This window comes from Bradyrhizobium canariense, from assembly GCF_900105125.1.
GTDB lineage: Bacteria > Pseudomonadota > Alphaproteobacteria > Rhizobiales > Xanthobacteraceae > Bradyrhizobium > Bradyrhizobium canariense_A.
This window is the reverse complement of sequence record NZ_LT629750.1, coordinates 3,071,918-3,097,685: the sequence shown is the minus strand read 5'-3', so window position 1 is coordinate 3,097,685 and position 25,768 is coordinate 3,071,918. Positions and strand designations below refer to the sequence as shown.

General features: G+C 59.6%; 24 protein-coding genes. 14 read left to right on the top strand and 10 right to left on the bottom strand.

What is annotated here, in order from left to right; translation table 11 throughout:
* Nucleotides 1-7: 7 nt before the first annotated feature.
* The 9 genes from BLV09_RS14740 (at nucleotide 8) to BLV09_RS14700 (ending at nucleotide 9,948) form a co-directional block, all read left to right on the top strand.
* Nucleotides 8-1,192, top strand: coding sequence for a substrate-binding domain-containing protein (locus BLV09_RS14740; protein WP_244549093.1), 1,185 nt, complete (start codon nucleotides 8-10; stop codon nucleotides 1,190-1,192).
* 180 nt (nucleotides 1,193-1,372) lie between these two features.
* Complete coding sequence (locus BLV09_RS14735; protein WP_146687840.1) at nucleotides 1,373-2,887, top strand: amidase; 1,515 nt, start codon at nucleotides 1,373-1,375, stop codon at nucleotides 2,885-2,887.
* A gap of 31 nt (nucleotides 2,888-2,918) precedes the next feature.
* A complete protein-coding gene (locus tag BLV09_RS14730) occupies nucleotides 2,919-3,776 on the top strand; it encodes a branched-chain amino acid ABC transporter permease (RefSeq protein WP_100380373.1) in 858 nt (285 codons plus the stop codon).
* Nucleotides 3,777-3,780: 4 nt separating this feature from the next.
* Nucleotides 3,781-5,001: a substrate-binding protein gene (locus tag BLV09_RS14725; protein WP_100380374.1), complete on the top strand. Its 1,221-nt coding sequence runs from the start codon at nucleotides 3,781-3,783 to the stop codon at nucleotides 4,999-5,001.
* Nucleotides 5,002-5,060: 59 nt separating this feature from the next.
* The gene (locus tag BLV09_RS14720) at nucleotides 5,061-6,107 is read left to right on the top strand and encodes a branched-chain amino acid ABC transporter permease (RefSeq protein WP_146687839.1); all 1,047 of its coding nucleotides are present in this window, start codon (nucleotides 5,061-5,063) and stop codon (nucleotides 6,105-6,107) included.
* The gene (locus BLV09_RS14715) at nucleotides 6,094-6,828 is read left to right on the top strand and encodes an ABC transporter ATP-binding protein (protein ID WP_100380376.1); all 735 of its coding nucleotides are present in this window, start codon (nucleotides 6,094-6,096) and stop codon (nucleotides 6,826-6,828) included. Before BLV09_RS14720 ends, BLV09_RS14715 begins: the two co-directional genes overlap by 14 nt.
* Nucleotides 6,829-6,898: 70 nt before the next feature.
* A complete protein-coding gene (locus tag BLV09_RS14710; protein WP_433994424.1) occupies nucleotides 6,899-7,522 on the top strand; it encodes an ABC transporter ATP-binding protein in 624 nt (207 codons plus the stop codon).
* A gap of 316 nt (nucleotides 7,523-7,838) precedes the next feature.
* Nucleotides 7,839-9,632: an adenylate/guanylate cyclase domain-containing protein gene (locus BLV09_RS14705; protein WP_146691127.1), complete on the top strand. Its 1,794-nt coding sequence runs from the start codon at nucleotides 7,839-7,841 to the stop codon at nucleotides 9,630-9,632.
* Nucleotides 9,633-9,759: 127 nt separating this feature from the next.
* Nucleotides 9,760-9,948 carry a hypothetical protein gene (locus tag BLV09_RS14700; protein ID WP_100380379.1) on the top strand — a complete coding sequence of 63 codons (189 nt, stop codon included), beginning with the start codon at nucleotides 9,760-9,762 and terminating at the stop codon, nucleotides 9,946-9,948.
* A gap of 58 nt (nucleotides 9,949-10,006) precedes the next feature.
* On the opposite strand, the gene BLV09_RS14695 is transcribed toward BLV09_RS14700, so the two are convergent.
* The 3 genes from BLV09_RS14695 to BLV09_RS14685 all read right to left on the bottom strand — a co-directional run bounded on the left by BLV09_RS14695 (nucleotide 10,007) and on the right by BLV09_RS14685 (nucleotide 13,129).
* Nucleotides 10,007-10,597 carry an NADPH-dependent FMN reductase gene (locus BLV09_RS14695; RefSeq protein ID WP_146687837.1) on the bottom strand — a complete coding sequence of 197 codons (591 nt, stop codon included), beginning with the start codon at nucleotides 10,595-10,597 and terminating at the stop codon, nucleotides 10,007-10,009.
* Between the two features lie 203 nt (nucleotides 10,598-10,800).
* Complete coding sequence (locus tag BLV09_RS14690; protein ID WP_100380381.1) at nucleotides 10,801-11,043, bottom strand: DUF2171 domain-containing protein; 243 nt, start codon at nucleotides 11,041-11,043, stop codon at nucleotides 10,801-10,803.
* Nucleotides 11,044-11,488: 445 nt separating this feature from the next.
* Nucleotides 11,489-13,129, bottom strand: a complete 1,641-nt coding sequence (locus tag BLV09_RS14685) for a methyl-accepting chemotaxis protein (RefSeq protein WP_167558728.1) — start codon at nucleotides 13,127-13,129, stop codon at nucleotides 11,489-11,491.
* Nucleotides 13,130-13,778: 649 nt separating this feature from the next.
* Between BLV09_RS14685 and BLV09_RS14680 the strand changes: the two genes are divergently transcribed.
* Together BLV09_RS14680 and BLV09_RS14675 are read left to right on the top strand one after the other, a co-directional pair.
* Nucleotides 13,779-14,432, top strand: coding sequence for a ubiquinol-cytochrome c reductase iron-sulfur subunit (locus BLV09_RS14680; protein ID WP_100380383.1), 654 nt, complete (start codon nucleotides 13,779-13,781; stop codon nucleotides 14,430-14,432).
* A 76-nt stretch (nucleotides 14,433-14,508) separates the two neighbouring features.
* Complete coding sequence (locus BLV09_RS14675; protein ID WP_146687835.1) at nucleotides 14,509-16,236, top strand: methanol/ethanol family PQQ-dependent dehydrogenase; 1,728 nt, start codon at nucleotides 14,509-14,511, stop codon at nucleotides 16,234-16,236.
* A gap of 97 nt (nucleotides 16,237-16,333) precedes the next feature.
* Here BLV09_RS14675 and BLV09_RS14670 read toward each other — a convergent pair whose 3' ends face one another.
* The 6 genes from BLV09_RS14670 to BLV09_RS14645 all read right to left on the bottom strand — a co-directional run bounded on the left by BLV09_RS14670 (nucleotide 16,334) and on the right by BLV09_RS14645 (nucleotide 21,975).
* A complete protein-coding gene (locus tag BLV09_RS14670) occupies nucleotides 16,334-16,612 on the bottom strand; it encodes a hypothetical protein (RefSeq protein ID WP_244549092.1) in 279 nt (92 codons plus the stop codon).
* Nucleotides 16,613-16,671: 59 nt separating this feature from the next.
* On the bottom strand, nucleotides 16,672-18,987 hold the full coding sequence (locus BLV09_RS14665) for a xanthine dehydrogenase family protein molybdopterin-binding subunit (RefSeq protein WP_146687834.1): 2,316 nt from the start codon (nucleotides 18,985-18,987) through the stop codon (nucleotides 16,672-16,674).
* 2 nt (nucleotides 18,988-18,989) lie between these two features.
* A complete protein-coding gene (locus BLV09_RS14660) occupies nucleotides 18,990-19,442 on the bottom strand; it encodes a (2Fe-2S)-binding protein (protein WP_100380385.1) in 453 nt (150 codons plus the stop codon).
* Nucleotides 19,443-20,145: 703 nt separating this feature from the next.
* Nucleotides 20,146-20,226 (bottom strand): pyrroloquinoline quinone precursor peptide PqqA, encoded by an 81-nt coding sequence (gene pqqA, locus BLV09_RS14655; RefSeq protein ID WP_100380386.1) that lies wholly within the window; start codon nucleotides 20,224-20,226, stop codon nucleotides 20,146-20,148.
* Between the two features lie 146 nt (nucleotides 20,227-20,372).
* Complete coding sequence (locus BLV09_RS14650) at nucleotides 20,373-20,753, bottom strand: YkvA family protein (protein WP_146687833.1); 381 nt, start codon at nucleotides 20,751-20,753, stop codon at nucleotides 20,373-20,375.
* 37 nt (nucleotides 20,754-20,790) lie between these two features.
* Nucleotides 20,791-21,975: an ABC transporter substrate-binding protein gene (locus BLV09_RS14645; RefSeq protein ID WP_174556542.1), complete on the bottom strand. Its 1,185-nt coding sequence runs from the start codon at nucleotides 21,973-21,975 to the stop codon at nucleotides 20,791-20,793.
* Nucleotides 21,976-22,266: 291 nt separating this feature from the next.
* On the opposite strand from BLV09_RS14645, the gene BLV09_RS14640 reads away from it, so the two are divergent.
* Entirely contained in the window at nucleotides 22,267-23,250 is a 984-nt protein-coding gene (locus BLV09_RS14640; RefSeq protein WP_146687831.1) for a PQQ-dependent catabolism-associated beta-propeller protein, read from the top strand.
* 106 nt (nucleotides 23,251-23,356) lie between these two features.
* On the opposite strand, the gene BLV09_RS14635 is transcribed toward BLV09_RS14640, so the two are convergent.
* Nucleotides 23,357-23,563: a hypothetical protein gene (locus BLV09_RS14635; protein WP_146687830.1), complete on the bottom strand. Its 207-nt coding sequence runs from the start codon at nucleotides 23,561-23,563 to the stop codon at nucleotides 23,357-23,359.
* A gap of 470 nt (nucleotides 23,564-24,033) precedes the next feature.
* Here BLV09_RS14635 and BLV09_RS14630 point away from each other — a divergent pair, with 470 nt between their 5' ends.
* Complete coding sequence (locus BLV09_RS14630) at nucleotides 24,034-25,143, top strand: S-(hydroxymethyl)glutathione dehydrogenase/class III alcohol dehydrogenase (protein ID WP_146687829.1); 1,110 nt, start codon at nucleotides 24,034-24,036, stop codon at nucleotides 25,141-25,143.
* Nucleotides 25,144-25,176: 33 nt separating this feature from the next.
* Nucleotides 25,177-25,740, top strand: coding sequence for an S-(hydroxymethyl)glutathione synthase (gfa, locus tag BLV09_RS14625; RefSeq protein ID WP_146687828.1), 564 nt, complete (start codon nucleotides 25,177-25,179; stop codon nucleotides 25,738-25,740).
* The last annotated feature ends 28 nt before the right edge of the window (nucleotides 25,741-25,768 follow it).

Sequence of the window (25,768 nt, the reverse complement as noted above, 5' to 3'; positions counted from 1 at the left end):
GAGCGAAGTGCTCTCGACCACGCACATTGGAAAGGCCGGCGGTCTGGTGATGCCGCCAGATTGGCTGCTGAAGGGCTTGCCCGGCTCGGGCGGCGAGAGCTTTCCGCAGACGCCGCAGCCGGATGCTTTTCGGCAGCGCCGCGACCGCAAGAAGCTTCGGATCGCCAACTTCGCTTCGCTGACCGGTCCCGCCGGCATCTGGGGGCCGTCCGCCACCAACAGCACATTGCTGGCAGCTTCGGAGATCAACCGTCGCGGCGGCATCCTGGGGCGCGAAATCGAGATCGTCTTCCATGATACCGGAGGCAGCATCGAGGATGTCGTGCGGACCGCATCGGACGTGGTCGCGTCCGAGGAGGCCGATATCATCATGGGATCGCACATCAGCGCGGTCAGGGTTGCGCTCCGAAAAGTCGTCGCAGGCCGCATTCCCTATGTCTACACGCCCGTTTACGAGGGTGGAGAACGGACGCCGGGCGTGATGGCGATCGGCGAAACGCCGCGGGCGCAATCGCGCCCTGCGATCGAGTGGCTGGCGAGCGCCAAGAGAGCGTCGCGATGGTACCTGATCGGCAGCGACTACGTCTGGCCCTGGCTATCCCACCGCGCGACCAAGAAATATATCGCTGATGCCGGCGGCAGTGTCGTCGGCGAAGAATTTGTCCGGATGGGCGAGCACGATCACAGCGCGCACCTCGCGCGAATCCGCGCCGCCAAGCCGGATGTCGTTCTTATTTCGTTGATCGGCACCGACAGCATTGTCTTCAATCGCGCCTTTGCCGAGCAGGGTTTGGCATCGAAAATGCTTCGGCTGGCAGGCGCGATGGATGAAACCGTCCTGCTTGGAATCGGAGCCGATAACACCGAAAATCTTTTTTGCGCATCCGGGTATTTCGTGGATATGGCCTCCCGCGAAAACGATGCGTTTCGTTGCCAATACCAGGCGTCATACGGCCGCTACGCGCCGCCGCCTGGCTCCGTCGGGCAGTCGAACTATGAGGGGCTCCGGTTTCTCGACACGGTCGCATCGCAGGCGGGAACGTTGGCCATCAAGCCGCTGCTCTCAACTGCGATGAACGTGGACTATGTCGGTGCGAGAGGCCGCATCGGCGTTCGCCGCGGGAGTGCTTCGATGCCGATCTATCTTGCCGAGGCCGATGGTCTCGATTTTCAGCTGATCAAACGATTCTGACGTCACGCCGGGCGGTTGCAGAGCGGCAAGGCCATGAAATAATACTTGAAAAGGAAAACATTTCCGTTTCTAGTGAACCAAACGGGATATGCCGCCCTTTAGTCGTAGCCAAATGACGTCGGCGCGCTGCGATGGCCGGGCCGGCAACTTCTCATGCAGTCAAGAAACAGGAGAGACATCATGTCAGTAACGCTTCCAACTCCCGATCAACTGCGTGACGTCGCCGACTATTGCGGCCTGGCATTGACCGATGAAGACGTGACTTCTTTTCGTGGACTGATGCAGGGTTCGGTGGATGCGTATAATGCCGTCGCGGCGATGCCGGACGAAGTCCCGGTCGTTAAATATCCGCGGACGCCGGGCTATCGGCCGGGGCCCGAGGAAAATCCGCGCAATGCGTGGTACCGAAGATCCACGGTCAAAGGCGCCGCAAGCGGCAAGCTGAAAGGCAAGGTCGTTGCGCTGAAGGACAACATCATGCTGGCCGGAGTGCCGATGATGAACGGTTCCTCGACGCTCGAAGGCTTCATTCCGGATTTCGATGCGACCATTGTCACGCGAATGCTGGACGCCGGCGCCGAAATTGCCGGCAAGGTTCATTGCGAGTCGTTTTGCATGTCCGGGGGCAGCCACACCAATTCGACCGGCCCGGTGCATAATCCGCACAAGATGGGCTTCTCCGCGGGCGGGTCGTCCTCCGGCAGCGCCGTCGTGGTCGCGCTCGGCGAAGTCGACATGGCAATCGGCGGCGATCAGGGCGGTTCGATACGAATGCCGTCATCCTTCAGTGGCATCTATGGCATGAAGCCGACTTGGGGCCTGGTGCCATATACCGGCATCATGCCGATCGAGATTTTCATCGATCACACCGGGCCTATGACCGCGAACGTTGCCGACAATGCGCTGCTGCTCGAGGTGCTGGCGGGCGACGACGGTTACGATCCCCGGATAAAGGCGCCGAAGGTGCAGGAATACACCAAGGCGCTGCGTGAGGGAGTCCAGGGTCTGAAGATCGGCATCGTCAAGGAAGGTTTCGAGCAGGTAGGTGCCGAAGCGTCCGTGAACGAGAGTGTCAAGGAAGCGGCGAAGCGATTGGCTAGCCTCGGCGCCACCGTCGAGGAAATTTCCATCCCGATGCATATGCTGGCGCCGGCGATCTGGACGCCGATTGGCACCGAGGGGATGACCCAGACCATGATGTATGGCGACGGCTACGGGCTCAGCCGCTCGGACCTCTATTCGACCTCGCTGATGGATTTTCACCGCGGCTGGCGCGGGCAGGCGGATTCACTGTCCGAGACCACGAAGATGATGCTGATGCTCGGCACCTACATCAACAACAATTTCGGTCCGCGCTATTACGGCAAGGCCGTCAACATGTCGCGCCGGCTGACGGCGGCTTACGACAAGGCGCTCGCAACCTACGATCTGCTGCTGATGCCGACGACGCCGATGAAGGCAACGCCTTTGCCCGCTCCGGGAGCCAGCCGCGAGGAGCAGGTCGGACGCGCGTTCGAAATGATCACGAATACCGCGCCGTTCGATATCACGCACCACCCGGCGATGTCGCTGCCATGCGGCATGGTGGACGGACTCCCGGTCGGCTTGATGCTGATCGGCCGGCATTTCGACGAGCCGATGATCTATCGTGCCGCGCACGCCTTTGAACAGTCCGGCGACTGGAAAACAATGTAGCCGGAGGCTGAGGGGTTGCTGGTGATGCCGCATGGATAATCTGATCACCGCCTTGTTCGAGATTATGAGCTTCGGCTCAATCGTCGTTCTGGTCGTGCTGGGGCTTGGAATTATCGCCAGCATGATGGGCATTTTCAATTTTGCGCAGGGCGAATTCGTTTTGCTCGGCGCATACATCACTTATGTCGTGCATAATGCGGGCGCGCCGGTCTGGGTCGGAATGGCGGTTGCTCCATTCGCGGTCGGAGCCCTCGGCTTTGTGCTGGAGCGTCTGGTGGTGCGGCGATTTTATGCGGCGCCGATCGTCGCGATGCTCGGCACCTACGCGCTCGGGCTGATCATCCGGGAGATCGTGCGCGGCCTAATCGGGGGCCTGTATATTTCGATCCCGGAACCGGTCGGCGGATCGGTCAATCTCGGCGCCATGCATTTTTCCTCCTGGCGGCTCGTGATCATCGTCATCACCGCGCTGGTCATGGCATCCAGTTATCTGCTGCTGGCGCGTACGGCGTTCGGGTTGCGAATCCGGGCGTCACTGGAAAATCCGTCACTCGCTCGCGCATCCGGAATTTCGACCAGCGCGATCTACGGTGCGACCTTTGCATTCGGGGCCGCCCTGGCGGGCCTCGCCGGGGCGCTGATTGTTCCGGTGTTCTCGCTGTTCGCCGATCTCGGCCTGCGCTTTCTGATTCAGGGTTTTGTGGCTGTTATGGTCGGCGGCGTCGGCTCATTCGCGGGGCCGGTGGTCGGCGCCGGTATCATCGGCACGCTCGCGGCTGCTCTGCCGTGGATCATCCCGCCGGTTATCGCCGACGTCCTCGTGTTCGTTCTCGCGATTGTGTTCATCAAGTTCCGGCCGCAAGGCCTCGTTTCAGGAAGAGGGGTTTAGTCCGATGTCCAGCCATCACAACCAACAGAGCCGGCGCCGCTTTCTCTCCAATTTTGCCTTTGCGAGCACCGCGCTTGCAACCGGTGTCGGCAGCTGGGTCATTCGTCCGGACTGGGCGAACGCCGCCTCCGACCCCATCAAGGTCGGCATCGCCACCGATTTGACCGGCCCGATCGGCTACGCCGGGAATGCCGACGCCAATGTCGCGAGAATGGTGGTGAAGGAAATCAATGACGCGGGCGGATTGCTCGGCCGGCCGCTGGAGCTGTTCATCGAGGACACCGCATCGAATGAGTCGGTGGCTGTCGGCAACGTCCGCAAGCTGATCCAGCGCGACAAGGTCGATCTCGTGCTGGGAGGCGTCACCAGTTCGATGCGCAACGCGATCAAGGACGTGATCGTCGCGCGCGGCAAGACGCTGTATATTTATCCGCAACTTTACGAGGGCAAGGAATGCACGCCCTATCTGTTCTGCACCGGACCGACGCCGGCGCAGCAGTGCGATGAATTCATTCCCTGGCTGATCAAGAACGGCGGCAAGAAGTTCGCGCTGCCCAGCGCCAATTACGTCTGGCCGCACACGCTGAACGTCTATGCGCGCAAGGTGATCGAAGCCAATGGCGGCGAGGTGGTGTTTGAAGAATATTATCCGCTCGACCAGATCGATTTCAGCGCGACGGTGAACCGGATCATCTCCAACAAGGTGGATGTGGTGTTCAACACCGTGATCCCGCCGGGAGTAGGCCCGTTCTTCAAGCAGCTCTATGAAGCCGGATTTCTGAAAAACGGCGGTCGGCTGTCCTGCGTCTATTACGACGAGAACACCCTGAGCATCAATCAGCCGGCCGAGATCGAGGGGCTGGCGAGCTGCCTCGATTACTTCAAGGCGCTGACCCCGGAAGATCCGGTCAGCGCCAAGATCCAGGCCGCCTATGACAAGCAATTTCCAGGTACGTTCCTGTTCGCGGCGGGAAGTGCTGCAACCGGCACCTATCGCGGCCTCAAGCTCTGGGAAGCCGCGGTCAAGGAGGCCGGCAAGGTTGACCGGGATTCGGTTGCCGCGGCGCTGGATCATGCCAAGATCGCCGAGGGCCCCGGAGGGCCCGCCGAAATGGTTCCTGGCAAGCGGCATTGCAAAATGAAGATGTACACGGCGGTTGCCAAGGGCGGCAACTACGAGATTGTCGCGCGCAGCGCCGGTCTCGTCGATCCCAAGGAATGCTGAACGTATCGCACCGGCAGCAAGCCGTGTCGTGGCCCTGGAGCTAATGTGCTGGCAACTTGATGACAGAAACGACACCGACTGAGCTGAGACTTCCTGTTCGTGTTGCTCGTACTCGCCGATGGCAACTCCTGCCGGTCATGGAAATCGCGGTGCTCGCGATCGGGGCACTGCTGCCGCTCGTCCTGCAGGATTACCTGACCATCTACGCCACCCGGGTCATGATCCTCTGCCTGTTCGCACTCTCGTTCGATCTGGTGTGGGGGTACGCCGGAATCATGAGCTTCGGGCAGGCCGTGTTCTTCGGTTCGGCCGGGTACGGCGTGGCGCTGATCGCGCGTGATCTTGGCGTGACGTCGATCTTTGTCGTGTTGCCGGCTGGCCTGTTGATCGGGTTCGCATTCGCTTTGCTGCTCGGGGGCTTTCTGCTGCTGGGCAGGCACCAATCCAGCGTCATTTTCGTCTCATTGGGCACGCTGACCGGATCGTATGCCTTGGATCGGCTGGCGCGGGGCTGGTACTATCTTGGCGGCCAGAACGGCATTCCCTCGATCCCGCCCATCAGCATCGGCAGTTATGACCTCGACGAGGGGCCGGTGTTTTATTATCTCGCACTGGGCATTCTGTTGCTGGTCTACCTGCTGTGCCGCTTTCTGGTCGGATCGCAATTCGGATTGGCTCTCGCGGGCTTGCGCGAAAATGAGCAGCGCATCACGTTTTTTGGCTATCGGGTGCAGCGCCTCAAGGCGATCATCTTTTCGTTCGCGGGCGCCATCGCAGGGTTGGCCGGCAGCCTCTATGCTTTCCACGAGGGCTTCGTCTGGCCGAATATGCTGGGCGTGGTGATGTCGACGCAAGTCGTGCTGTATGTCCTGTTCGGCGGCGCCGGGACACTGATCGGAGCGGTGATCGGCACCGTCGTCATCGAGGCAGTCAGTTTCTGGCTGTCGAACAATTACCAGGACATTTGGCCGATCATCCTTGGCATATTGCTGCTGCTGGTGATCCTGTTTCGTCCGGCCGGGCTGATCAGCCTGGTTCTCAGCGAGCGCGGGCGGGTGGGCAGTTTCGGTCGCCCGCCAAAGGAGGGACGCCATGGCTCTCCTTGAAGCCCGCGGCATCACCAAGATATTCGGCAAGCTGACGGCCTTGAACGGTGCCGAACTCACGGTTGCGGAGAACGAGTTTCACGGCCTGATCGGACCGAACGGCTCCGGCAAGAGCACGCTGATGAAATGCGTCGCCGGCGCGGAAGTCCCGACGACCGGCACGGTGACGTTCGGCGGACGCGATATTACGCAGGCTCCTCCCGCGGAGCGGGCGCGTGCCGGCATGAGTCTGAAGTTCCAGATCACCAGCGTGCTGCCGACGTTGACGCTGTATGACAATGTTCTGCTCGCGCTGCAGGCGCAGACGTCGCTGCCCAGCCTGTTGTTTTCGCGGACACGTGGCGTGTTGCACGACCGTGTCATGGCCATGCTTGAGCAATTCCGCCTTGTCGATCAGGCGGCGGATCCAGCCTCCGCGCTCTCTCACGGTCAGCAGCAATGGCTTGAAATTGCCATGGCGCTGGCGCCGGAGCCGAGATTACTCTTGCTGGATGAGCCAACCGGCGGCATGAGTCTGGAAGAACGGCGCGTCACCGGCGAATTGCTGCAGCCCATCAAGAAGCGGTGCTCGCTTGTCATCGTCGAGCACGATCTCGATTTTATCCGTGATATCTGCGATCGGCTGACCGTGCTCGATCAAGGCAGCGTGCTCGATTGCGGCTCGGTGCCGCACATCCAGTCGAGCCCCAAGGTCCAGGAGGTCTATCTCCGCCGTGCCTGACGACAAATACCTCGAAATCCAGAATCTCGATGCCGGTTATGGCCGCAGTCAGGTCTTGTTTGGCGTCACCATGACCGCGCCATGGCGAGGTGGCGTTGCGATCCTCGGCCGCAACGGCGCCGGCAAGACCACGTTGATGAAGGCCATCATCGGAGAGTTGCCGTTGCTAGGCGGCTCCGTGACGCTGGACGGCCGTGATGTCGGGCGGCTGCCGACCGAGCAGCGCATTCGCGCCGGGTTCGGATACGTTCCGCAGGAGCATTCTGTGTTTGGGCGGCTCTCGGTGCGCGACAATCTTGCCGTTGGGGCGCTGACAAACCGTGACAGCCAGGCCGTGAATCGGGTTCTGGAGATCTTTCCAAAACTCGGCCAGCGGATGGATCAGATCGCCGGCACGCTATCAGGCGGCGAACGCAAGATGCTGGCGATCGGACGGGCGCTGCTATCGGACCCGCGAATATTGTTGCTGGACGAACCGACGGAAGGTGTCTGGATCGGCGTGATCGAAGAGATTACGGACCGCCTTGTTCTATTGGCCAGAGAGATCGCGGTCGTCATCGTCGAACAGCATCTGGATCTGGCGTTACGAGTCGCCAGCGTGGCCTATGTACTGGATCGTGGAAGAGTAGCACTTACAGGGCCGGCAGCGCAGGTGCGGGCCGATCCGAAGCTGATGCAGTATCTGGCGCCCTAGCGGGCCATTTGAGTTTCCCGGACGCGCCACAGCCTTGGAGCGCGCTGCGAAATGGGCAACGTCCCCCAAGTGCGGCATCGTGGCAGCAGGCTCCAGTCCTTCTAAAACCCCGTCGAAGTCGCTGCCATAAGCCGTCCCAAGAATTTTCCGGTTAGCCATCTCCATCGAGAGTGGCGGCCAACCCCTGCCAATCCCAAGCGGATTGTATTACCACTGGTTTCGATCCGGCTTCTGCCGGAAGCCGTGTATTTTAAGACCATTGGATTCGGTCGGTCGACCACGTACCGTGGTATCTGCCAGTTCGGGAGCACAGGAGATGGAGAGACGCCTAGCCGCCATTGTCTGCGCAGACGTCGCCGGCTATTCGCGGATGATGGGGGCCGACGAGGCGGGTACACACGCCGCGTTCAAGGCCCATCGTAGCGCGATATATCCGATCATTCTCAATCATGGCGGCCGGGTTGTGAAGAACACCGGCGACGGTTTCCTGCTGGAGTTTCCAAGCATCGTGGAAGCGATTGAGTCTGCGATCGCGATGCAGGTGCTGATGGCGGAACGGAACAACCATCTCCCCGCAGACCGTGCCATGCACTTCCGGCTGGGCGTTCATATGGGAGACGTCATCGTTGACGAAAACGAAGTATTCGGGGATGGCGTGAACGTGGCCGTCCGGCTGGAAGCGGTTGCCGCCCCGGGCGGCGTGGCGGTTTCGGCAAAGGCCTATGACGAGGCTAACAAGCATCTCAGCGCCCGCCTTGCCGATGCTGGCGCTCACCGTTTGAAGAACATCGAAGAGTTGGTAAATGTCTGGGCTTGGGAGCCGGGCGGATCCGAGGCCCGCAGCCGGGAGCCCAAGACCACTTCAAACCTGCCGGCCCAATATCGAACGGCGATTGTGGGCGTGCTTCCTTTCGCAAATCTCAGCGATGCCACCGACGAATATTTTTCTGACGGGCTCACCGAGGACTTGATCCACGCTCTGTCCTTGCAATCCTTTTATCGGGTGCTGAGCCGAAATTCGACTTTTTCGTTCAAAGGAAAAAGTCTGAGCACGCGCCTCATCGCGCGGGAGATTGACGCGACCTATTTGATTCAAGGTTCAGTACGGCGGGCGGGCACTAAAATTCGTGTAACCGCCGAATTGATAGCTCCTGAGAATGGTGAGCAATTATGGACCGGTCGATATGACCGGGACATCGGCGATCTGTTCGCGATGCAGGATGAAATCACCGCGCATCTGTGCGCTGCATTGGCTCCCGAAATCTATCGTGCGGAAGCTTTCGCGCCAGCTCGATCGCCCTCCACCGATTTAACCGCGTGGGATCGGTTTTTACGGGGGCTTTCTCGCTACTATCAGCAGACAAAAGCCGATTTTGAAGCCTCGATTGCGCTGTTCAGGGAGGCCATTGCGCTCGATCCTTCGCTTTCGATTGCTCACGCCTATCTCGCCACCATCATGGTGCAGAGCGTGCAATATGGATGGATCAGGAGTACCGGCGAATTGTGGATCGAGGCGATGAGCCTGGCAGAGACCAGCGTCAGGCTCGATCCTCGTTCGTCATTCGCATTTTCGATTTTGGCCTATATGCACGCGATGCAGGGACATTACGAGGCTGCGCTGGATGCGGCAAACAAGGCGGTCGAGTTAAACCCGTATGACATGGGCGCTCGCGGCGTTCTAGGAATATGTCACCTCGTTGTCGGCGAGCACCGAGAGGCAATCGAGCTATTTTCGACCGCGGCGCAGCGCGGCAATAGCGACCCCCGGTATCAATGGACGGCGTTGAACGCGTTCAGCCACTATCTTCTGGGACAATATGACGCCTCGCTGTCCTGGGCGCGTGAAGCCCTGTATTTGAATCCCAACCATCTTCAGGTCCTCGCGGTGCGCGCCGCGGCTCTGGCGCAATTGGAGCGAACGGTGGAAGCGGAAAAGGCGGCCGGCGTTTTATTGAGTAGCTTTCCAGGCTTCACTGTTGAACGGCATCTCAGGAACTTCCATTGGAAAACGCCGGCCGACATCGCCCATTATCGTGAGGGTCTTTTGAAAGCCGGCGTGCCATTCAGCAAGTTGACTCTCGTCGAGCCCACCTCAAAGCGTATGGCTTAGGCGCAGTTTCAGGGTGCCAGCGATCGGAATGGATTGACGCATGCGCGTCGCTCTGAAAATCTTCCGGGTGCACTCGAGTGCCACGGGACGATCCAGACCGCCGCCGTAATCGAATCGAGAGGTCACGATGACAGACGAACTTTCAGCTTCCGAGATGGATGATCGGATTGCAATATTGCGGGACAATATCCGCCAGCTTATCGAGCAAGCTGCCGCGCAATCCGGAGCAGGCGATGAAGCGAGGGTTTCCGATCGCATCGCCGAACAGACCAGGGAACTTGAGCAGCTGCTTGAGGCCAGGGAAGCCCTGAAATAGAGCAAGTGAATCTCGGCCTGGCGTATCGTCGCCGGGACGCCGGCTCCCTAAGGTACGATCAATAGGGCGGGTGTTTGCGGGTTCTTTGCAGCTTGGCGGCTTCCGCCCACCATGCGAGGTCGTCGGCAAACCTGGTAAAGCTGCGGTCGAGAATCTGGCCGGTTTCCCCCGACGGGGAGCCGTCCGGAGACAAAGCCTCCGCGATTGGCCCCACGGCAAGCGTGCTGGAGATCACGACCATCCCCATCTCCGACAGGGTCCCGTGCCAGGACAGGGCCGCCCTTGCCCCCGAAATCCGGCCGGCCGAGTAGCTCGCTATCGCCGCCGGACGCCAGAACCATTCTTCCAGGAAATGATCGGTCAGATTCTTCAGCCCGGGCTGCACTCCCCAATTATATTCGCCGGTAACAAACACGAAAGCGTCGGCGGCGCGGATCATTTCTGCGAGGCGGCGCATGTTCTCGGGCGCCTTGCCGGGAGCATATTCCTTGTACATTCGGTCGAGTATCGGCAGACCGACCGATTTCGCGTCGACCAATTCGACATCGTCGCCGCGCTCGCGAAGACGTGCGACGATGTAATCGGCTAAGCGGATGCCCACCCGGTCGGCACGATAGGACCCGTAAAACACCAATACGCGGTTCGTCATTTTACGACCCGTTAGCCAGCGCCTGGAGCGCCGGCGGCTCGAAAAAATCCAACACGGAGTTTCAAAATAGCGCAAGGGCCGCGCCGGCGATAGACGAGGCCGATCGCCACAGCACGCGGCGGCCGCGATCTTGGCGCGACCGTCGCAGGGGCCGAAATATTATGGGCGAATACTATGGAGCAGGCTGCAGCAGCGGTGGTGTGCTATTTTTCTTCCTCGAATGTGACAGCGACGTCGCCGTTTGCCGATAACCGAACCTTGTTTCCCTCGACTTCCGCAATCAACGCCGCCGAGATGAAATGATGGTGTCCTCTATGGTGTCCTTCGCCGCTATCGGCCTTCGTCAGCTTGATCCGGCCGCTTTCGACCTTGTCCACCGTTCCTACATGCGCTCCGTCGGCACCGATGACCTCCATATGCTCTTTAACTTTACTTAAGGCACTCATTCGATCTCTCCTGTTTGCAGGTCACAGCGTTCAACACACTATTCCAGTTTATCGTTCCGATTATCGATATTTTGTGTCGGACTGCGGCGAATTCTTTGGCAGACCCGGATGAATGCTGACGATCGTCTCCGGGCGCCGCGGGCGGCCTGCTCTGATGTCGGCACGGATCCAGATATGATGGTTGGTCGGGGTACCACCGAGGAAGCATTGCCTCGATGTGCTTTCGTCGATTTCGACCTGAACGAAGAAGCTGGGAGCTTCGGTTGCCTTGGCGCGTCATCTCATTGATGACACGCCCACATGGGAGTCCGAAGATGGTTCACTCTTCCGGCTCGTAGCAGTTGTGTCATGGTGGCGGCGCCGTTGCGTCGCCACCACTTTCACCAGCCCATCAATCGCTGTCGCCCGAACATCAGCACTAAAGGCCGAGGACAATATGACGCTTTTATGCGGCGCGGATATTCACGAGGAAGCCGTCGACCTTCGATCTCAACATCGCGGCTTGCTCGTTGAGCTCTTCCGCCGAGGCCAGGACCCGGCCTGCAGCCGTGCCGGTTTCGCCCGCGGCCCGAGTGACGCTGCCGATGTTGCCGGAAACCATGCTGGTTCCCTGCGCGGCTTCCTGGACATTGCGGGCGATTTCCTTGGTGGCGGAACCCTGTTCTTCGACAGCCGAGGCGATTGCGGTGGTGATTTCGTTGATCGCGCCGATCGTTCCGCCGATGTTTTCGATCGCTTGCACGGCATCCGTGGTCGCGCCTTGCATGGCCGCGACCTGGGCTGAGATGTCTTCCGTCGCTTTTGCCGTCTGGCTGGCGAGCGACTTGACCTCGCTCGCCACCACGGCGAAGCCCTTGCCGGCTTCGCCGGCCCGCGCGGCTTCGATGGTCGCATTCAAAGCCAGCAGGTTGGTTTGGCTGGCGATATCGTTGATCAGCTTGACGACATCACCGATCTTCTGCGCCGCGGCCGACAGGCCCTGCACGGTGAGATTGGTGCGATTTGCCTCTTCGACCGCTTGCCCGGCAATTCGGGTCGATTGAGCGACCTGTCGTCCGATTTCGGATACTGACGACGAGAGTTCCTCGGTGGCCGCCGCAACGGTTTGCACATTCGCGGACGCCTGCTCGGCCACTGCGGCGACGGTGGTGGCCTGCTGGCTGGCCTCTCCGGCGGTGGTAGACATGCTGTTCGAGGTCGTACGCAGTTCGACTGCCGCCCCGGCGAGAGCATCGAGCGAGCCACGGACGCTGTGCTCGAAATCATCAGCCATTTTGCCGAGAAGACCGTGTTTCTCGGTTTCGGCTTTCTTTTTCAGTTCGTCTTGCTCGCCGCGCAGCCGCACGGCTTCGATCATGTTGTCCTTGAACACCTGAACGGACTGCGCCATCGCGCCGACCTCATCTCGGCGCTCTTGCGCCGGGATGACGGTCGCGGTTTCGCCTGCGGCGATCTTGCGCATTGCCGCGGTCATTCCCGTGATCGGTCCGACGATGCTGCGCCCGAGTAGGAGGGACATGCCGACGACCAGCAGCAATGCCACTCCGACCAGCGTGCCGATCGACCATACCTGCTGCCAGAAGATCGCATCGATATCATCGAGATAGATGCCGCCGCCGATCGTCCAGCCATATGGCTTGAATTCGGTGGCATAGGATATTTTCGGCAGTGGCTCGGTGCCGCCGGCACGTGGAAAGCGGTACGCCACAAAGCCGCCACCCTGGGCGGCCAGCTCGATCTGCTGCCGCGTGAAGAACACGCCATCGGAGTCAGGCGCGTTATACAGATTCTTGTTCTCGACATTCGGACTTGGGTGGGCCTGTACCAGCCCCTGCGCGTTGAAAGCGTAGAAATAATCGTCTTTGCCGAAGCGCAGCGTGCGCAGCAGCGCTTTTCCTTTTTCCAGGGCTTCCGCATCGGAAAGGCCGGCTTTCTTCGAAGCCTGGTAATCAAGATCGACCGCCTGCCTGGCGAGCAGCACGACGTCGTGCAGCTTGGCTTTGCGATCCTCCAGCAGGTTGCTTCTGAGATTGGAGAGACCGACGAAGGCGACCATGGCGATGCCGAGCACCGATAAGCCAACCATAATCAAGAGCTTGGAGGAGATTCGCAAATTGCCCAGCATCGCGCACCTTTTCTTGGAACCGCAGCCGTCGCGCGGAAGCGGAAATTCCGAAAAGATTAACGCCAATTGATAAAATAGCTCCTAACGAAACCCCTGATCCGAGGATGTCGGGGCCATCATGATGGGCTGAATTCAGCTGGATTTGGCTGGTTTCGCGGGCAAATTCGTTCGGCCGCCCAGCCCGTTGATCGAATGGGCGTCATGGGATGCCCGGTACATTCGGGATGGCCGGAGTCCAGTCGAAAAGGCCGTTGGCACTTCGGATCGTTGATCACGTCGTCACTCCACGACGCGCATGCTCGTGAGCGGGATCGTGTGTCCAGGCGAACTCAGGACAATCGTCGCACCGATTCAGCGCGGCTCGGACCGCCTGGTATACAAACTAATTTCGTCTCGCGTTTTATAATGCGTCGCACAAATTCAAAGACATTCGATCTGGCCTGCGAAATGGACATGCTGTTGTTTTTCGTGGCTGTGGTCTGATGCGTGGAGGCTTTTTGCGACGTTGGTTCTCTCTCAACTTAAATATTGGATGAGAAGCGCATGAATCAAAACGCGGGAGTCGTGGGTCGCCCTTTTTTTGGCCGAGTTTCGGCGCTCTGTTTGCGTCATGTCTAAATCCAAGCACGACATTGCAACGTCGATCTCATTTGGTGTCGCAGAACCGAAGACAGCCATGCTCTGTCCGGATCAGACGCGGCGCTCGCTGATCCTGGCGGCGCTCGCGAGTGGCGCCTGCCTGGCGACGGCCAATGTGGCCGCCGCGGACGAGGATCAGCCCGGCAGTGATGAGCGACCGCAAAAGGCTGATCTGCTCGTTTTCACCGAAGGGGACCATGCCGGCGAAGTCATCAAGCCCGGGGATTTAAAGTCCGGCGGGCCTCCGGTGCACGCCTGGCCAAAGGATCCGAAAACGTCTGTGATCCGCAAAGGCTCGCGGTTGAACGAGCTCCTGATAGTCAAACTTGATCCGGGCGAACTTGACGATGAAACGCGCGCGCATTCGGCCGACGGCATCGTCGCCTATTCAGCCATTTGTGCGCATGCGGGATGTCCTGTCACCGCCTGGGTAAAAGCGGAAAACGGCGACAAGGACGTTTTCAAATGCGTCTGCCACAATTCCGAATATGATCCCCGGCAAGGCGCCGAAGTCGTGTTCGGGCCCGCGCCCCGGCGCCTGGCGGCGTTGCCGTTGGTGATTACCGACGGTTCGCTCGTCGTGGCTGCAACATTTGTTGGAAAGGTAGGTGCTCAGCCAGGGTGACGGTGGCGCCGTCATATTGGATTTCTGCACAACCATAAAATTGGGTGAAAAACAACGAAACAGGGAGGTAGCGTCCATGACCAAGAAGCAGTGGCTATTGTCGAGCTTTGTCGCGTTCACTTGCCTTATTTCTACCGCCGCCGTCGCCGGCCCGATCGAGAATTACAGCCCGGTGACATCCAGCCGTCTCGAAAATCCAGAACCCGGCAACTGGATGCTTTATCGACGGACTTATGACGGGCAGGGCTATAGCCCGCTCGACCAGATCAACACCTCCAACGTCAAAGGCCTGACACCGGTGTGGACCTTCTCCACCGGGGTTATCGAAGGACACGAGGCGCCGCCGATCGTCAACAATGGCGTGATGTTCGTCGCCACGCCGATGGGGCAGGTGATCGCCCTTAACGCCAAGACCGGCGACGAGTACTGGCGGTACAAACGCCAGCTTCCCGATGATCTCTTTCAATTGCACCCGACCAGCCGCGGCGTCGGATTGTGGCAGGACAAATTATATCTCGCCACGACGGACGATCATGTCGTCGCGCTCGACGCCAAGACCGGCAAGGTGGTCTGGGACAAGAAGGTCCAGGACTACAAGAAGGGTCAGTACATGACCCTGATGCCGTTGATCGTTGACGGAAAAGTTGTCGTCGGTGGATCCGGTGGCGAGTTTGGCGTTCGTGGCTACGTCGTCGCGTTCGACGCCAACGATGGCAAGGAACTATGGCGGACTTTCACCATCCCCGGCGAAGGCGAACCCGGCCATGACACGTGGAGCGGAGACGATTGGAAATCGGGCGGCGGATCCGCCTGGATGACCGGTACCTACGACACGGACACCAAGACGATTTATTGGGGCGTCGGCAACGCCGCACCCTGGCCCGGTGGACTCCACCCCGGTGACAACCTCTATACGAGCTCCGTGCTCGGGCTCGATCCCGATACCGGCAAGATCAAGGCATTCCACCAGTACCATCAAAATGATTCATGGGATTGGGACGAGGTGGATGCGCCCATGCTGATCGACCTGCAGAGGGATGGCCGCTCTTTCAAGAGCCTGATCCATCCGGGACGCGATGCGATCTTCTGGGTACTGGAGCGTAAACCCGACCGGATCAATTACGTCGCGGGCTGGCCTTTCGTTCATACCGATGTCTGGAAAGGCATCGAAGCGGAGACCGGCAAGCCGATCGTCGATCCCGACCATAAACCCACGCTCGGCAAGCGGGTTGATTTCTGTCCGTCTTTGTGGGGCGGCAAGGATTGGCCGTCCGCAGCCTATAGCCAGAAAACCGGATTGGTCTACGTTCCCGCCAACGAGAATTTCTGCGGCGGCTTTACCGGCGAGAAAGTGCCACTGGTTCCCGGCCAGCTTTGGCTCGGGACCAAGCCCGAAGATATCGGCCTGTCGGTGCGTCCCGGCGCCGATCATTTCGGCGAGCTGCAGGCGTGGGATCCGGCCACCGGCAAGAAGGCATGGTCGCACAACTTCGCCAAGTCGCAGATGTTCGGTTCGGTGACGGCGACCGCGGGCGATCTCGTCTTTGCCGGAGGCACCAACGACCGGTATTTCCGGGCCTTCGATGCCAAGACAGGTGAAGTGCTTTGGGAGCAGAAGACCAACTCGGGAATCATGGGCATGCCGATGGCCTATGAAGTGGATGGTACCGAATATATCGCCATTCAATCCGGTTGGGGCGTCGATGCACAGCGCATCCAGGACGCGCTGGCCGGCGATAACGTCGGGATCGAAAATAACGTGCCTCAGGGCGGCGTCGTTTGGGTGTTCGCCGTCAAGAAGTGATCGCCGGGCGCAATTTCTTTCGGGCGATTAACGCGGCGCAAGAAAAAAGCGGCGGACCCAAAGGTCCGCCGCTTTCATTTTAGTCTAACCTCTCGGGCTATTTGCCCTTGGTATCCACCTTCTGCTTCTCGTCTTCGTTCATTTTCTTGACGGTGGCATCTTGATTAGCCTCGCCCGTGGTCTGGGTTGTCGTGGCCGGTGGGCTATTGTTTGGGATAGACGTTTGCTCCGGCGGCGCCTTCGCGGGCCGGGTTGCGGTGGCGCCTGGCGAGGTGGCTGACTGGGCCTTGGCTGCTTGCACGTTCAAAAGAAAGACGCTCGACAGTAGCGATACCGCCAGCGCCATAGGTTTTAGCACCATAAATTTGTGGTTCATCGATCTGGCTCCTGTCGGTCAGATCGATGGCAACGACCTGTGTGGTCTAACGTTCCACTTCACGCCTCCAGTTGCTTGCCGATCGGCAGCGCGCGGATGCGTTTGCCCGTTGCGGCAAAGATGGCGTTGATCAGTGCCGGCGCGAACGGCGGCACGCCCGGTTCGCCGACGCCGCTCGGCGGAGTATCGGGGCCGGGCGGTACGATGTGGACGTTGGTCACGAGCGGGGCCTCGTCCATTCGGATCACCGGGAAGTCGTCAAAGTTACCCTGTTGCACCTTGCCGTCCTTGAAGGTGATCTCGCCATATTTGGCAAGGCTCAGCCCCATGATCGCGGCGCCTTCGATCTGGGACTGGATGCGCTCCGGGTTGACGTAAGTTCCGCAATCGATGGCGGTATCGACCCGGGGCACCGTGAGCTTACCCTTGTCGTCAATCGACACCTCGATGATGGTCGCGATATAGCTGACGAAGCTCCTATGCACGGCAATACCAAGGCCGTGTCCTTTGGGCACAGTCCGTCCCCATCCGCCCTTGTCCGCGACGACCTCGACTACCTTGCGAAGACGTGCGGTATCGATCGGATAGCTGTCATAGGGCTCGCCATAGTTCCAGGGATCTTTCACGGAAGCGAGGCTGACGATCCGCGGAGAGCCGATGAGCTCGAGCAGCATATCCTTCTGATCGCGGTTGGTGGCATGCGCGAGCTCGCCGACCATGGACTGCACGGCGAAGGCGCGTGGGATATTCGACACCGAACGGAACCAGCCGATCCGGGTATGAGCGGCCGCTTCCGGATTCTCGCATTGGACGTTGGCGATCTCGAACGGCATGTCGATCAGTCCCATGCCGAGTTCGAAGGCCGCCTCATGCACCGTGTTGGCGGCAAATGTCGAGGCGATGCTGGGTGCAACGCTGCGGTGCCGCCATGCAATCACCTTGCCGTTCTTGTCGAGACCGGCCTCGATGCGTTCCACGGAAACTGTGTGAAGGAAGTCGTGACGAACGTCGTCTTCCCGTGTCCACTGCACTTTCACCGGCGCTCCGAGCGCCTTTGAAAGCAGAGCGGCTTCAAGCGCGAAATCGCACTTCGATTTGCGCCCGAATCCACCGCCGAGCAGCGTGACATTGACGGTCACGTTGTCTTCGGGGATGCCGAGGGTTTTGGCGACGTCTTCGCGCGTGCCGCCGGGGCTTTGCACGGGGGCCCAGATCTCGGCCTTGTCACCCCTAACGTCTGCGACCGCGACGGGTGGCTCCATGCTGACATGGGCGAGGTGGGGCAGATAGTACTCACCGACAATGACCTTGTCGGCGCTCTTTAAGGCGGCGTCGACGTCGCCTTCCTTGCGCACGACCAGCCCGGGCTTGCGTGAGGCTTCCTCAAGTTCGGCTCGATAGGCGGCCGACTCGTATTTGGCGTTGGCGCCGTCATCCCAGACGACTTTCAACGCGTCGCGGCCCTTGATCGCAGCCCCGGTGTTGCGCGCAATCACGGCCACGCCACCAAGCGGCTGGAATTTGGACGGCCACGGCCATCCCTTGACCTCGATGACCTTTTCGACACCGGAGACCTTCATCGCGTCAGTTGAATCGAACGACACCAGCTTGCCGCCGGTCACCGGCGGCCGTGCGATCACGGCGTATTTCATGCCGGGAAGACGCGTGTCGGTCCCGTAATGCGCCGTGCCCACGGTGATGTCACGAAGGTCGACAATGCTGATCTCGCCTTTGCCGAGGTAGCGGAAGTCCTTCGGGTCTTTCAATTTCAGACCTTCGACATTGGGCACCGATTCCTTTGCCGCATCGGCAGCCAGTTCGCCGAACCCGAGACGACGGCCGCTGGCGGAATGAACCACTTCATGGTTGACGGCCTTGACCTCGGTCGCCGGCACGTTCCAACGTTTGGCGGCCGCGGATTCGAGCATGACCCTTGCCGACGCGCCGATCTCGCGCATCGGGATCAAATAGTGGCGCGTGCTGCGCGATCCGTCGGTATCCTGATTGCCGTACTTGACCTCGTCGCCGTGCGCCTGCTGCACCTTTACGCGCGACCAGTCGGCCTCCATCTCTTCGGCCACAATCAACGGCAGGCTGGTCCGAACACCCGTTCCCATTTCAGAACGATGCGCCACGATGGTCACGATGCCATCCGGCGCGATGGCGACGAAGACGCGTGGGTCGACCACCGTGCCATGCGGCATCTTTCCGGCGCCGGTCTCATAGGCGAATGCCTGACGCGACATTACCGGCGCGGCAAGCACGAGCCCGCCCGCAATGCCAAGGCTCTTGAGAATAGCGCGGCGAGAAACCTTCTCCACCTTGATGTGCTTTGCAAAGCCGCGGAGCTTGTCGGGATTTGTGATGATGTTCATGATCATACTCCCGTCGAAGCGAGATGAATCGCGTTTTCGATACGCTGGTAACAGCCGCAGCGGCAGATGTTGCCAGCCATCGCTTCGCGTATCTGATCATGGTCGGGTTTGGGATTTTCTGCGAGCAGTGCTGCGGCCTGCATGATCTGGCCGGACTGGCAGAAGCCGCATTGCGGGACGTTGACCTGACGCCAGGCCTTCTGAACCGCGTGATCGCCGGTGGGATGGAGACCTTCGATCGTGGTCACTTCCCGGCCGACGACGTCGGAAACCGAGGTGATACAGGCGCGCACCGCCTGCTTGTCGACGATCACGGTGCAGGCGCCGCAGAGCGCCTGGCCGCAACCAAATTTAGTGCCCGTCAACCCGACTTCATCGCGGAGAAACCAGAGTAGCGGAAGATCCGGGTCACCGTCCCAATTTTGTTCATGGCCGTTAATTTTTACCTTGATCATGATCGTTCCTCGCTCTTCATAAGCTGCTGATGTCTAACCGGCGCGAGCGAGAACATATTTCTCTGCCGCTCACCGCCGTGGTTTAAGTTTCTCTTCGCGCTGACTCACTTCTTGAGAATCTGCACAACGAGCAACTGCAGACGTCACCTTTACGACCTCCTGATTTTCGACGTGTCCCGCGTCCCTCCTGTGTCTTTTTTCAATTGAGTTGCTGTAGCTGGCACGGCGTCGCGAGATGCTATCAGAAAATGAAAGCGGCTGACTTCACAGGCCAGTGTTTTGTATCTCCCCTTTTTCAAAAGCAGGGCCTTTCATGCGGAAACCTTCGTTTCAAATCCAACCGTCAGAGGGAGGTACGAATCGGGTTGCTGCAAGGCAGCGATCTTCATCCAGGTCAGTTATCGTGGCCGACTCGTATCCGAAACCGCGTTACAGCGCCTATCCGAACGGCAGGCTCCCAACGTTTTAAAATTCCCTCGTCGGAAACGTCCAGTCGCGTTTAGGAACGGCAGTGGTTGAAAAAATGTCTCGTCCACAAAGAGGGCAGGACGAGGCAACAGTTGGGAGAAACCCATGACGCGGCCAGCGTCATCAAGAAAACCACCATCGAACCTTGCGACCTGCAGTCGCACACATCCGCACGACAAAGTGCATCGCACAACCGGTGGTCGCTTCTGTCGGAATGTGGAATTAATACAGTCTTCTATTTGCGAACCGCACAGGCGTACATGTTGATTTCCATGCCGACCGGTACTTCGACGATTTTTGGAGTCTTCCAAGCCATCTTAGATCTCCTCCCGCATGTCATGGCGGTTTTCCGCCTCTGGCGAGGATAGAACTCCCGCCGAGGCGGCGCAAGCAGACATTGCGTCCTCGACATCTCGGAATGATCGGCTGAACGTCGGAACCAACGATAAATAGGAGCTTCGCTCAACTGACCCAGCGGGTAAACGCGGCCCAACACAGCGTGGCCGCGGCAAGAATCCAGATCGTAATGATAATGATCGCCGCGGTCCGGTTGCGGGGACGCTGTTCGGCCGCCTTGGCCTTGACGCGATACTCCGCCATGACCTCTTCCGGTATCAACCGTACGACCAGCCAGATGCCGAGCGGCACGATGATCAGGTCGTCGGCGTATCCCAGGACCGGAATGAAATCTGGAATGAGATCGATCGGTGACAGCGCATAGCCCGCGACGGCGGCCGCGAGCACCTTGGCATACCAGGGCACACGGGGATCGTGTGCGGCGAGGTAGAGTGCGTGAACGTCCCGTACCAGGCCGCGCGCCCAGATCTTTATATCGCGAAGCATGGAGCGGTTTGATGCTGGTCTTGAAGGACAGCAATCGTCACTTCAGCGTGCACTTGGTTTCCGGACGATCCAAACCAAGCGTATCGAGCGTCGATACCTGATGAAGGAAACCGTCTTGGGGCGACACGGATACCGTGTTCCTGCCGTCGAACAACAGGATTGGCTGCCGCAACTGCAGGTTCCAGTCGCGCAGTGTCAGTTTTTGCCCTTTGAAGGCGGCAACTGAGAATTCCGGGCTTTTCATATAAGCTAGCATCTTGCCGGGCTCGCCGGAGCTGGATCTGGCCGCGGCTTCGCCGATCATGCGAACCGCCGTCCAAACCTGCATGTCATGCGCCGTCATCGAGCGCTGGAACGTTTTTGTAAACCGGTTCTGCAACTGCACGGCACCCCATTGATCGAACGCCGCATCCCATGTGGTAGGAACGAGTCCGGCGGAGCCCGCGACCGGACGAGGATCCCATGTCCGATACGGCAGATAGCCCGCAAAGACCTCGCTTTCATCGGCCGCAACCAGCACATCGTGGTCGGACGCGCCTTGCGTTACGACCGGCATCTGCTGCTGAATCTCGGCGACGCCGCTGTCGGTCCGCCGCGCTCCGCCGTTGTCCTTGAACACCCGCTCATCAACGATCTTGGCGCCGAAGCGTGTCGCGGCGTGACGTAGCGCGTCAGCGAACAGCCCATCCTTTTCGTGGGATCCTACGATCAGCATCCATTTGCGCCACTTCTTCCAGACCAGGTACTGCGCAAGCCCGTCGGCGAGCATGGAACGCGTCGGCGCGACATGAATCACATTGGCGCGGCAATCCTGCTCACGCAGGCGTTCATCCAGCGCAAATGCATTGATGAACGTCTCGCCGCGCGCCTTGCCGGCATCCGCGGTCTTCAGCAGCCGGTCCGCGTCAAGGCTCGTTACGATGAATGACGCTCCCTGGTCGGCGAGCGAATTCATGGCCGCGACCGGATCGTCGTTCTCGCCGACCAATTTCTCGAGCAGGGTGTACCGCTGGTTGAGGAAGCGTCCGGTGGCGTTATCGTCGTCGATCGCCAATTGCGCGCCGGCAAGGCCATCATTGGCGGCCGGTACGTCGATCAGGGATATCCTGATCCGGGATGGGGCTTGATGAATGTAGCCGATCTTGATTTCCAGCGGTTGATCGGACAGGCCGGTTCCGCTCAATGCGATCAATGCGAAGACGCCAATCAGAAGCCGGAGCAAATCAAGCCTCCAATGCATTGTTCGGACATTCTACATGGCCCGATTGCGCCGCAGCATTGCTCGTCGAGCAGGGGCGTTGAACCGCTCCCGTGCGCGCAGTCGATGCCGGCATTTCATCCCGTTTGAGCTTTCAGGCTACTCTATTTATCGTCGGACGCAAGCAAGGCCAAAGCCGGTCGGTGGACTTTGAACTACGACGATTGTCTATTCGGTGCATCAGCGTCAAATAGCCCAGAAATAGTTCGAATTCGAACGACACGAACTCGACCCTGACACGTTGGAGAACACCACATGTTCGATTTGCGCTGGATCGCGGTACTCGGCCTTTCCCTGTTCGGCGTTCTTCTCTCGTTTGATCCTGCTTTCGCCTTCCTTGCCTATGTTTCCAACGAGAAGGGCAATTCGATCTCCGTGATCGACACCGACAAGATGGAGACCGTCGCGACCATCAAGACGGGGCAGCGGCCGCGCGGTATCGAGGTCACCCGCGACGGTAAATTCGTCTTTGTCGCGCTTGGCGACGACGACACCATCCAGGTCTTCGACGCCAAGACCCGTAGCGATGCCGGCAACTTGCCGTCCGGCCCGGATCCTGAGCAGTTTGCACTCGATCCGGCCGGCAAGTTTCTCTATGTCGCCAACGAAAACGACGCGATGGTGACCGTCATCGATATGGAAAAACGCACGGCCATTGGCCAGGTGTCGGTCGGGACCGAACCCGAAGGCATGGCGGTCAGCCCGGATTCCAAGATGCTGGTATGCACGTCCGAGACGACCAGCATGGTCCACTTCATCGATACGGCGAGCCGCGAAGTCGTCGGCAACCTGCTGGTCGGTTCCCGCCCGCGCTTCTCGGAGTACAAGTCCGACGGGTCGGAATTATGGGTCACGTCCGAAATCGGTGGCGCGCTTGCGATTATCGATCCTGCAACACGTCAGCTCAAGCAAACCGTAACGTTTGAAATCCCGGGCCTGCGATCGGAGGCGATCCAGCCGGTCGGTATCAATATCACCAGGGATGGCAAGCTCGGATTCATCGATTTGGGGCCCGCCAATCGAGTGGCGGTCGTCGACGGCGTCACTCATACCGTCTTGAAATACCTGCTGGTCGGACAGCGGGTTTGGCACGGCGCCTTTACGCCCGATGAAAAATACCTGCTGGTCGCCAATGGTGTTTCGAACGACGTTTCGGTAATCGACGTAGCGGCCCAGAAAGTCATCAAATCCATTCAGGTAGGCGAATTGCCGTGGGGTGTTGCCTTTGGTCCGAATTGAAAATGGATTCCGCTGATCCGCGCCGGAATCCGGCCGCCCGTTTCCCTTCTGGCCCCGAGCGAAATCGCAGTTGCGTGGCAACTGCTGTGCGTTGCCGGCGGCCGAATTAGATCCTGCGCTTCTCGTGGCCCGGATAGTCGCAGCTCCATTTCGTAGCGACCCATTCGGGATGTTTGCCAATCCACTCGGCGATATAGGGCTGCGCCGCCATCATGCATTGATTGATCGAACCGTCCCAAGCGAACTGAAGATATTTTTCTTCGCAATTGGTCGGATTGGCGATGGCGCAGACGGTCAGGATGATTTCAATCATTCCTTGTGCCCTCTATCTAAAATGAAACGCGAAAATATTACGCCGAATTGACCCTCGCGTCTCCAATTTCGGCATGGCCCCCATGCGCGCGGTTCCCATATCGTCTGCAAAACATGGAGATGGCGCAACGCATGCTGACTTATCGGCTGATGGCCCCGAGAATTCTGCCGCATTGCAAACTGAATCAAAACGCGCTCGCCACGGGCCTCATTGATAATCGCCGTATTTCGATTGGCCGGAAAGATGGAGACCTCACGAAATCAGCGGCCTTGACATTGATTGTAAGCGTGCAATGTTTCGGGGTTACAAGTGTCTTGCCTGGGATTTTCGCGCTTCGTCGTTGATGTGAGGCGCGCGTGACGTTGTAGCTGGTCACGCTGGCGGCGCGCAGTCTTCCAGACGTCGAAGGGCTTTCAAAAACCGTAGCTAAATCCGGGCTCAAGCAAAAAAATTGAGTGGAGGAACGGTAGATGAAGACACGCGCCGCAGTCGCGTTCCAGGCCAAGCAGCCGCTTGAAATCGTCGAGCTGGATCTGGATGGCCCGAGGGCCGGTGAAGTCCTGGTCGAGATCAAGGCGACCGGCATTTGCCACACCGATGCCTATACGCTGGATGGTTTCGACAGCGAGGGCATCTTCCCCTCGATCCTCGGCCATGAGGGCGCCGGCATCGTCCGCGAAATCGGCCCCGGCGTCACCTCGGTCAAGCCGGGCGATCACGTGATCCCGCTCTACACGCCGGAATGCCGCGAGTGCAAAAGCTGCCTCAGCCAGAAGACCAATCTCTGCACCAAAATCCGCGCCACCCAGGGCAAGGGCGTGATGCCCGACGGCACCTCGCGCTTCAGCCATAAGGGCCAGACCATCTTCCATTACATGGGCTGCTCGACCTTCTCGAACTTTACCGTGCTGCCGGAGATCGCGGTCGCCAAAATCCGGCAGGACGCGCCGTTCGACAAGAGCTGCTACATCGGCTGCGGCGTCACCACGGGGGTCGGGGCGGTGGTCAATACCGCCAAGGTGACGCCGGGCGCCAATGTGGTGGTGTTCGGCCTCGGCGGCATCGGGCTCAACGTCATCCAGGGCGCGCGAATGGTGGGGGCCGACAAGATCGTCGGCGTCGACGTCAATGATTCCAAGGAAGAATGGGGCCGCCGCTTCGGCATGACCCACTTCGTCAACCCCAGGAAGATCGACGGCGATATCGTCCAGCATCTGGTCGGACTGACCGACGGCGGCGCCGATTTCACCTTCGACTGCACCGGCAACACCACTGTGATGCGCCAGGCGCTGGAAGCCTGCCACCGCGGCTGGGGCGTCTCGGTGGTGATCGGGGTGGCGGAAGCCGGCAAGGAGATTGCGACCCGGCCGTTCCAGCTGGTCACCGGGCGGGTCTGGAAGGGCTCGGCGTTCGGCGGTGCGCGCGGCCGGACCGACGTGCCGAAAATCGTCGACTGGTACATGAACGGCAAGATCGAGATCGACCCGATGATCACCCATGTCCTCAAGCTCGAGGACATCAACAAGGGCTTCGATCTGATGCACGAGGGCAAGTCGATCCGTTCGGTCGTCGTGTTCTAAATCAAAAGCGTCAAACACAAGGAGGATAGGCCTATGACTGTTCATATCCACCCATCGATTGACAGTGGCGTAAAGAAAGGCTCGGGCAGCTTTGCCGGTGGCACGCTGGTCTGCAAATGCAAGGACCGGCCGGTCAAGGTCGGCATCAAGGGAGATGTCGCCCACAACCACGCCTGCGGCTGCACCAAATGCTGGAAGCCGGAGGGTGCGGCGTTTTCGGTCGTCGCCGTTGTCCCGCGCGATAACGTGAGTGTTCTTGAAAACGGCGACAAGCTCCAGATTGTCGACACCTCGGCGGCGATCCAGCGCTACGCCTGCAAGGTTTGCGGCACGCATATGTATGGCCGCATCGAGAACAAGGGACATCCGTTCTATGGTCTCGACTTCATCCATCCCGAACTGTTCACCGAAGGCGGCTGGTCAGCTCCGGGGTTTGCGGCGTTCGTATCCTCGGTGATCGAATCCGGTGTCCCTCCGGCGGAGATGGATGGAATCAGGTCCCGCTTCAAGGAGCTGGGGCTTGAGCCTTATGACTGTCTGTCGCCGCCGCTGATGGATGCGATCGCCACGCATGTGGCGAAATCCAAGGCAGCCTAGCAAGGCAGCCTAGATCGGCCGATTTTGC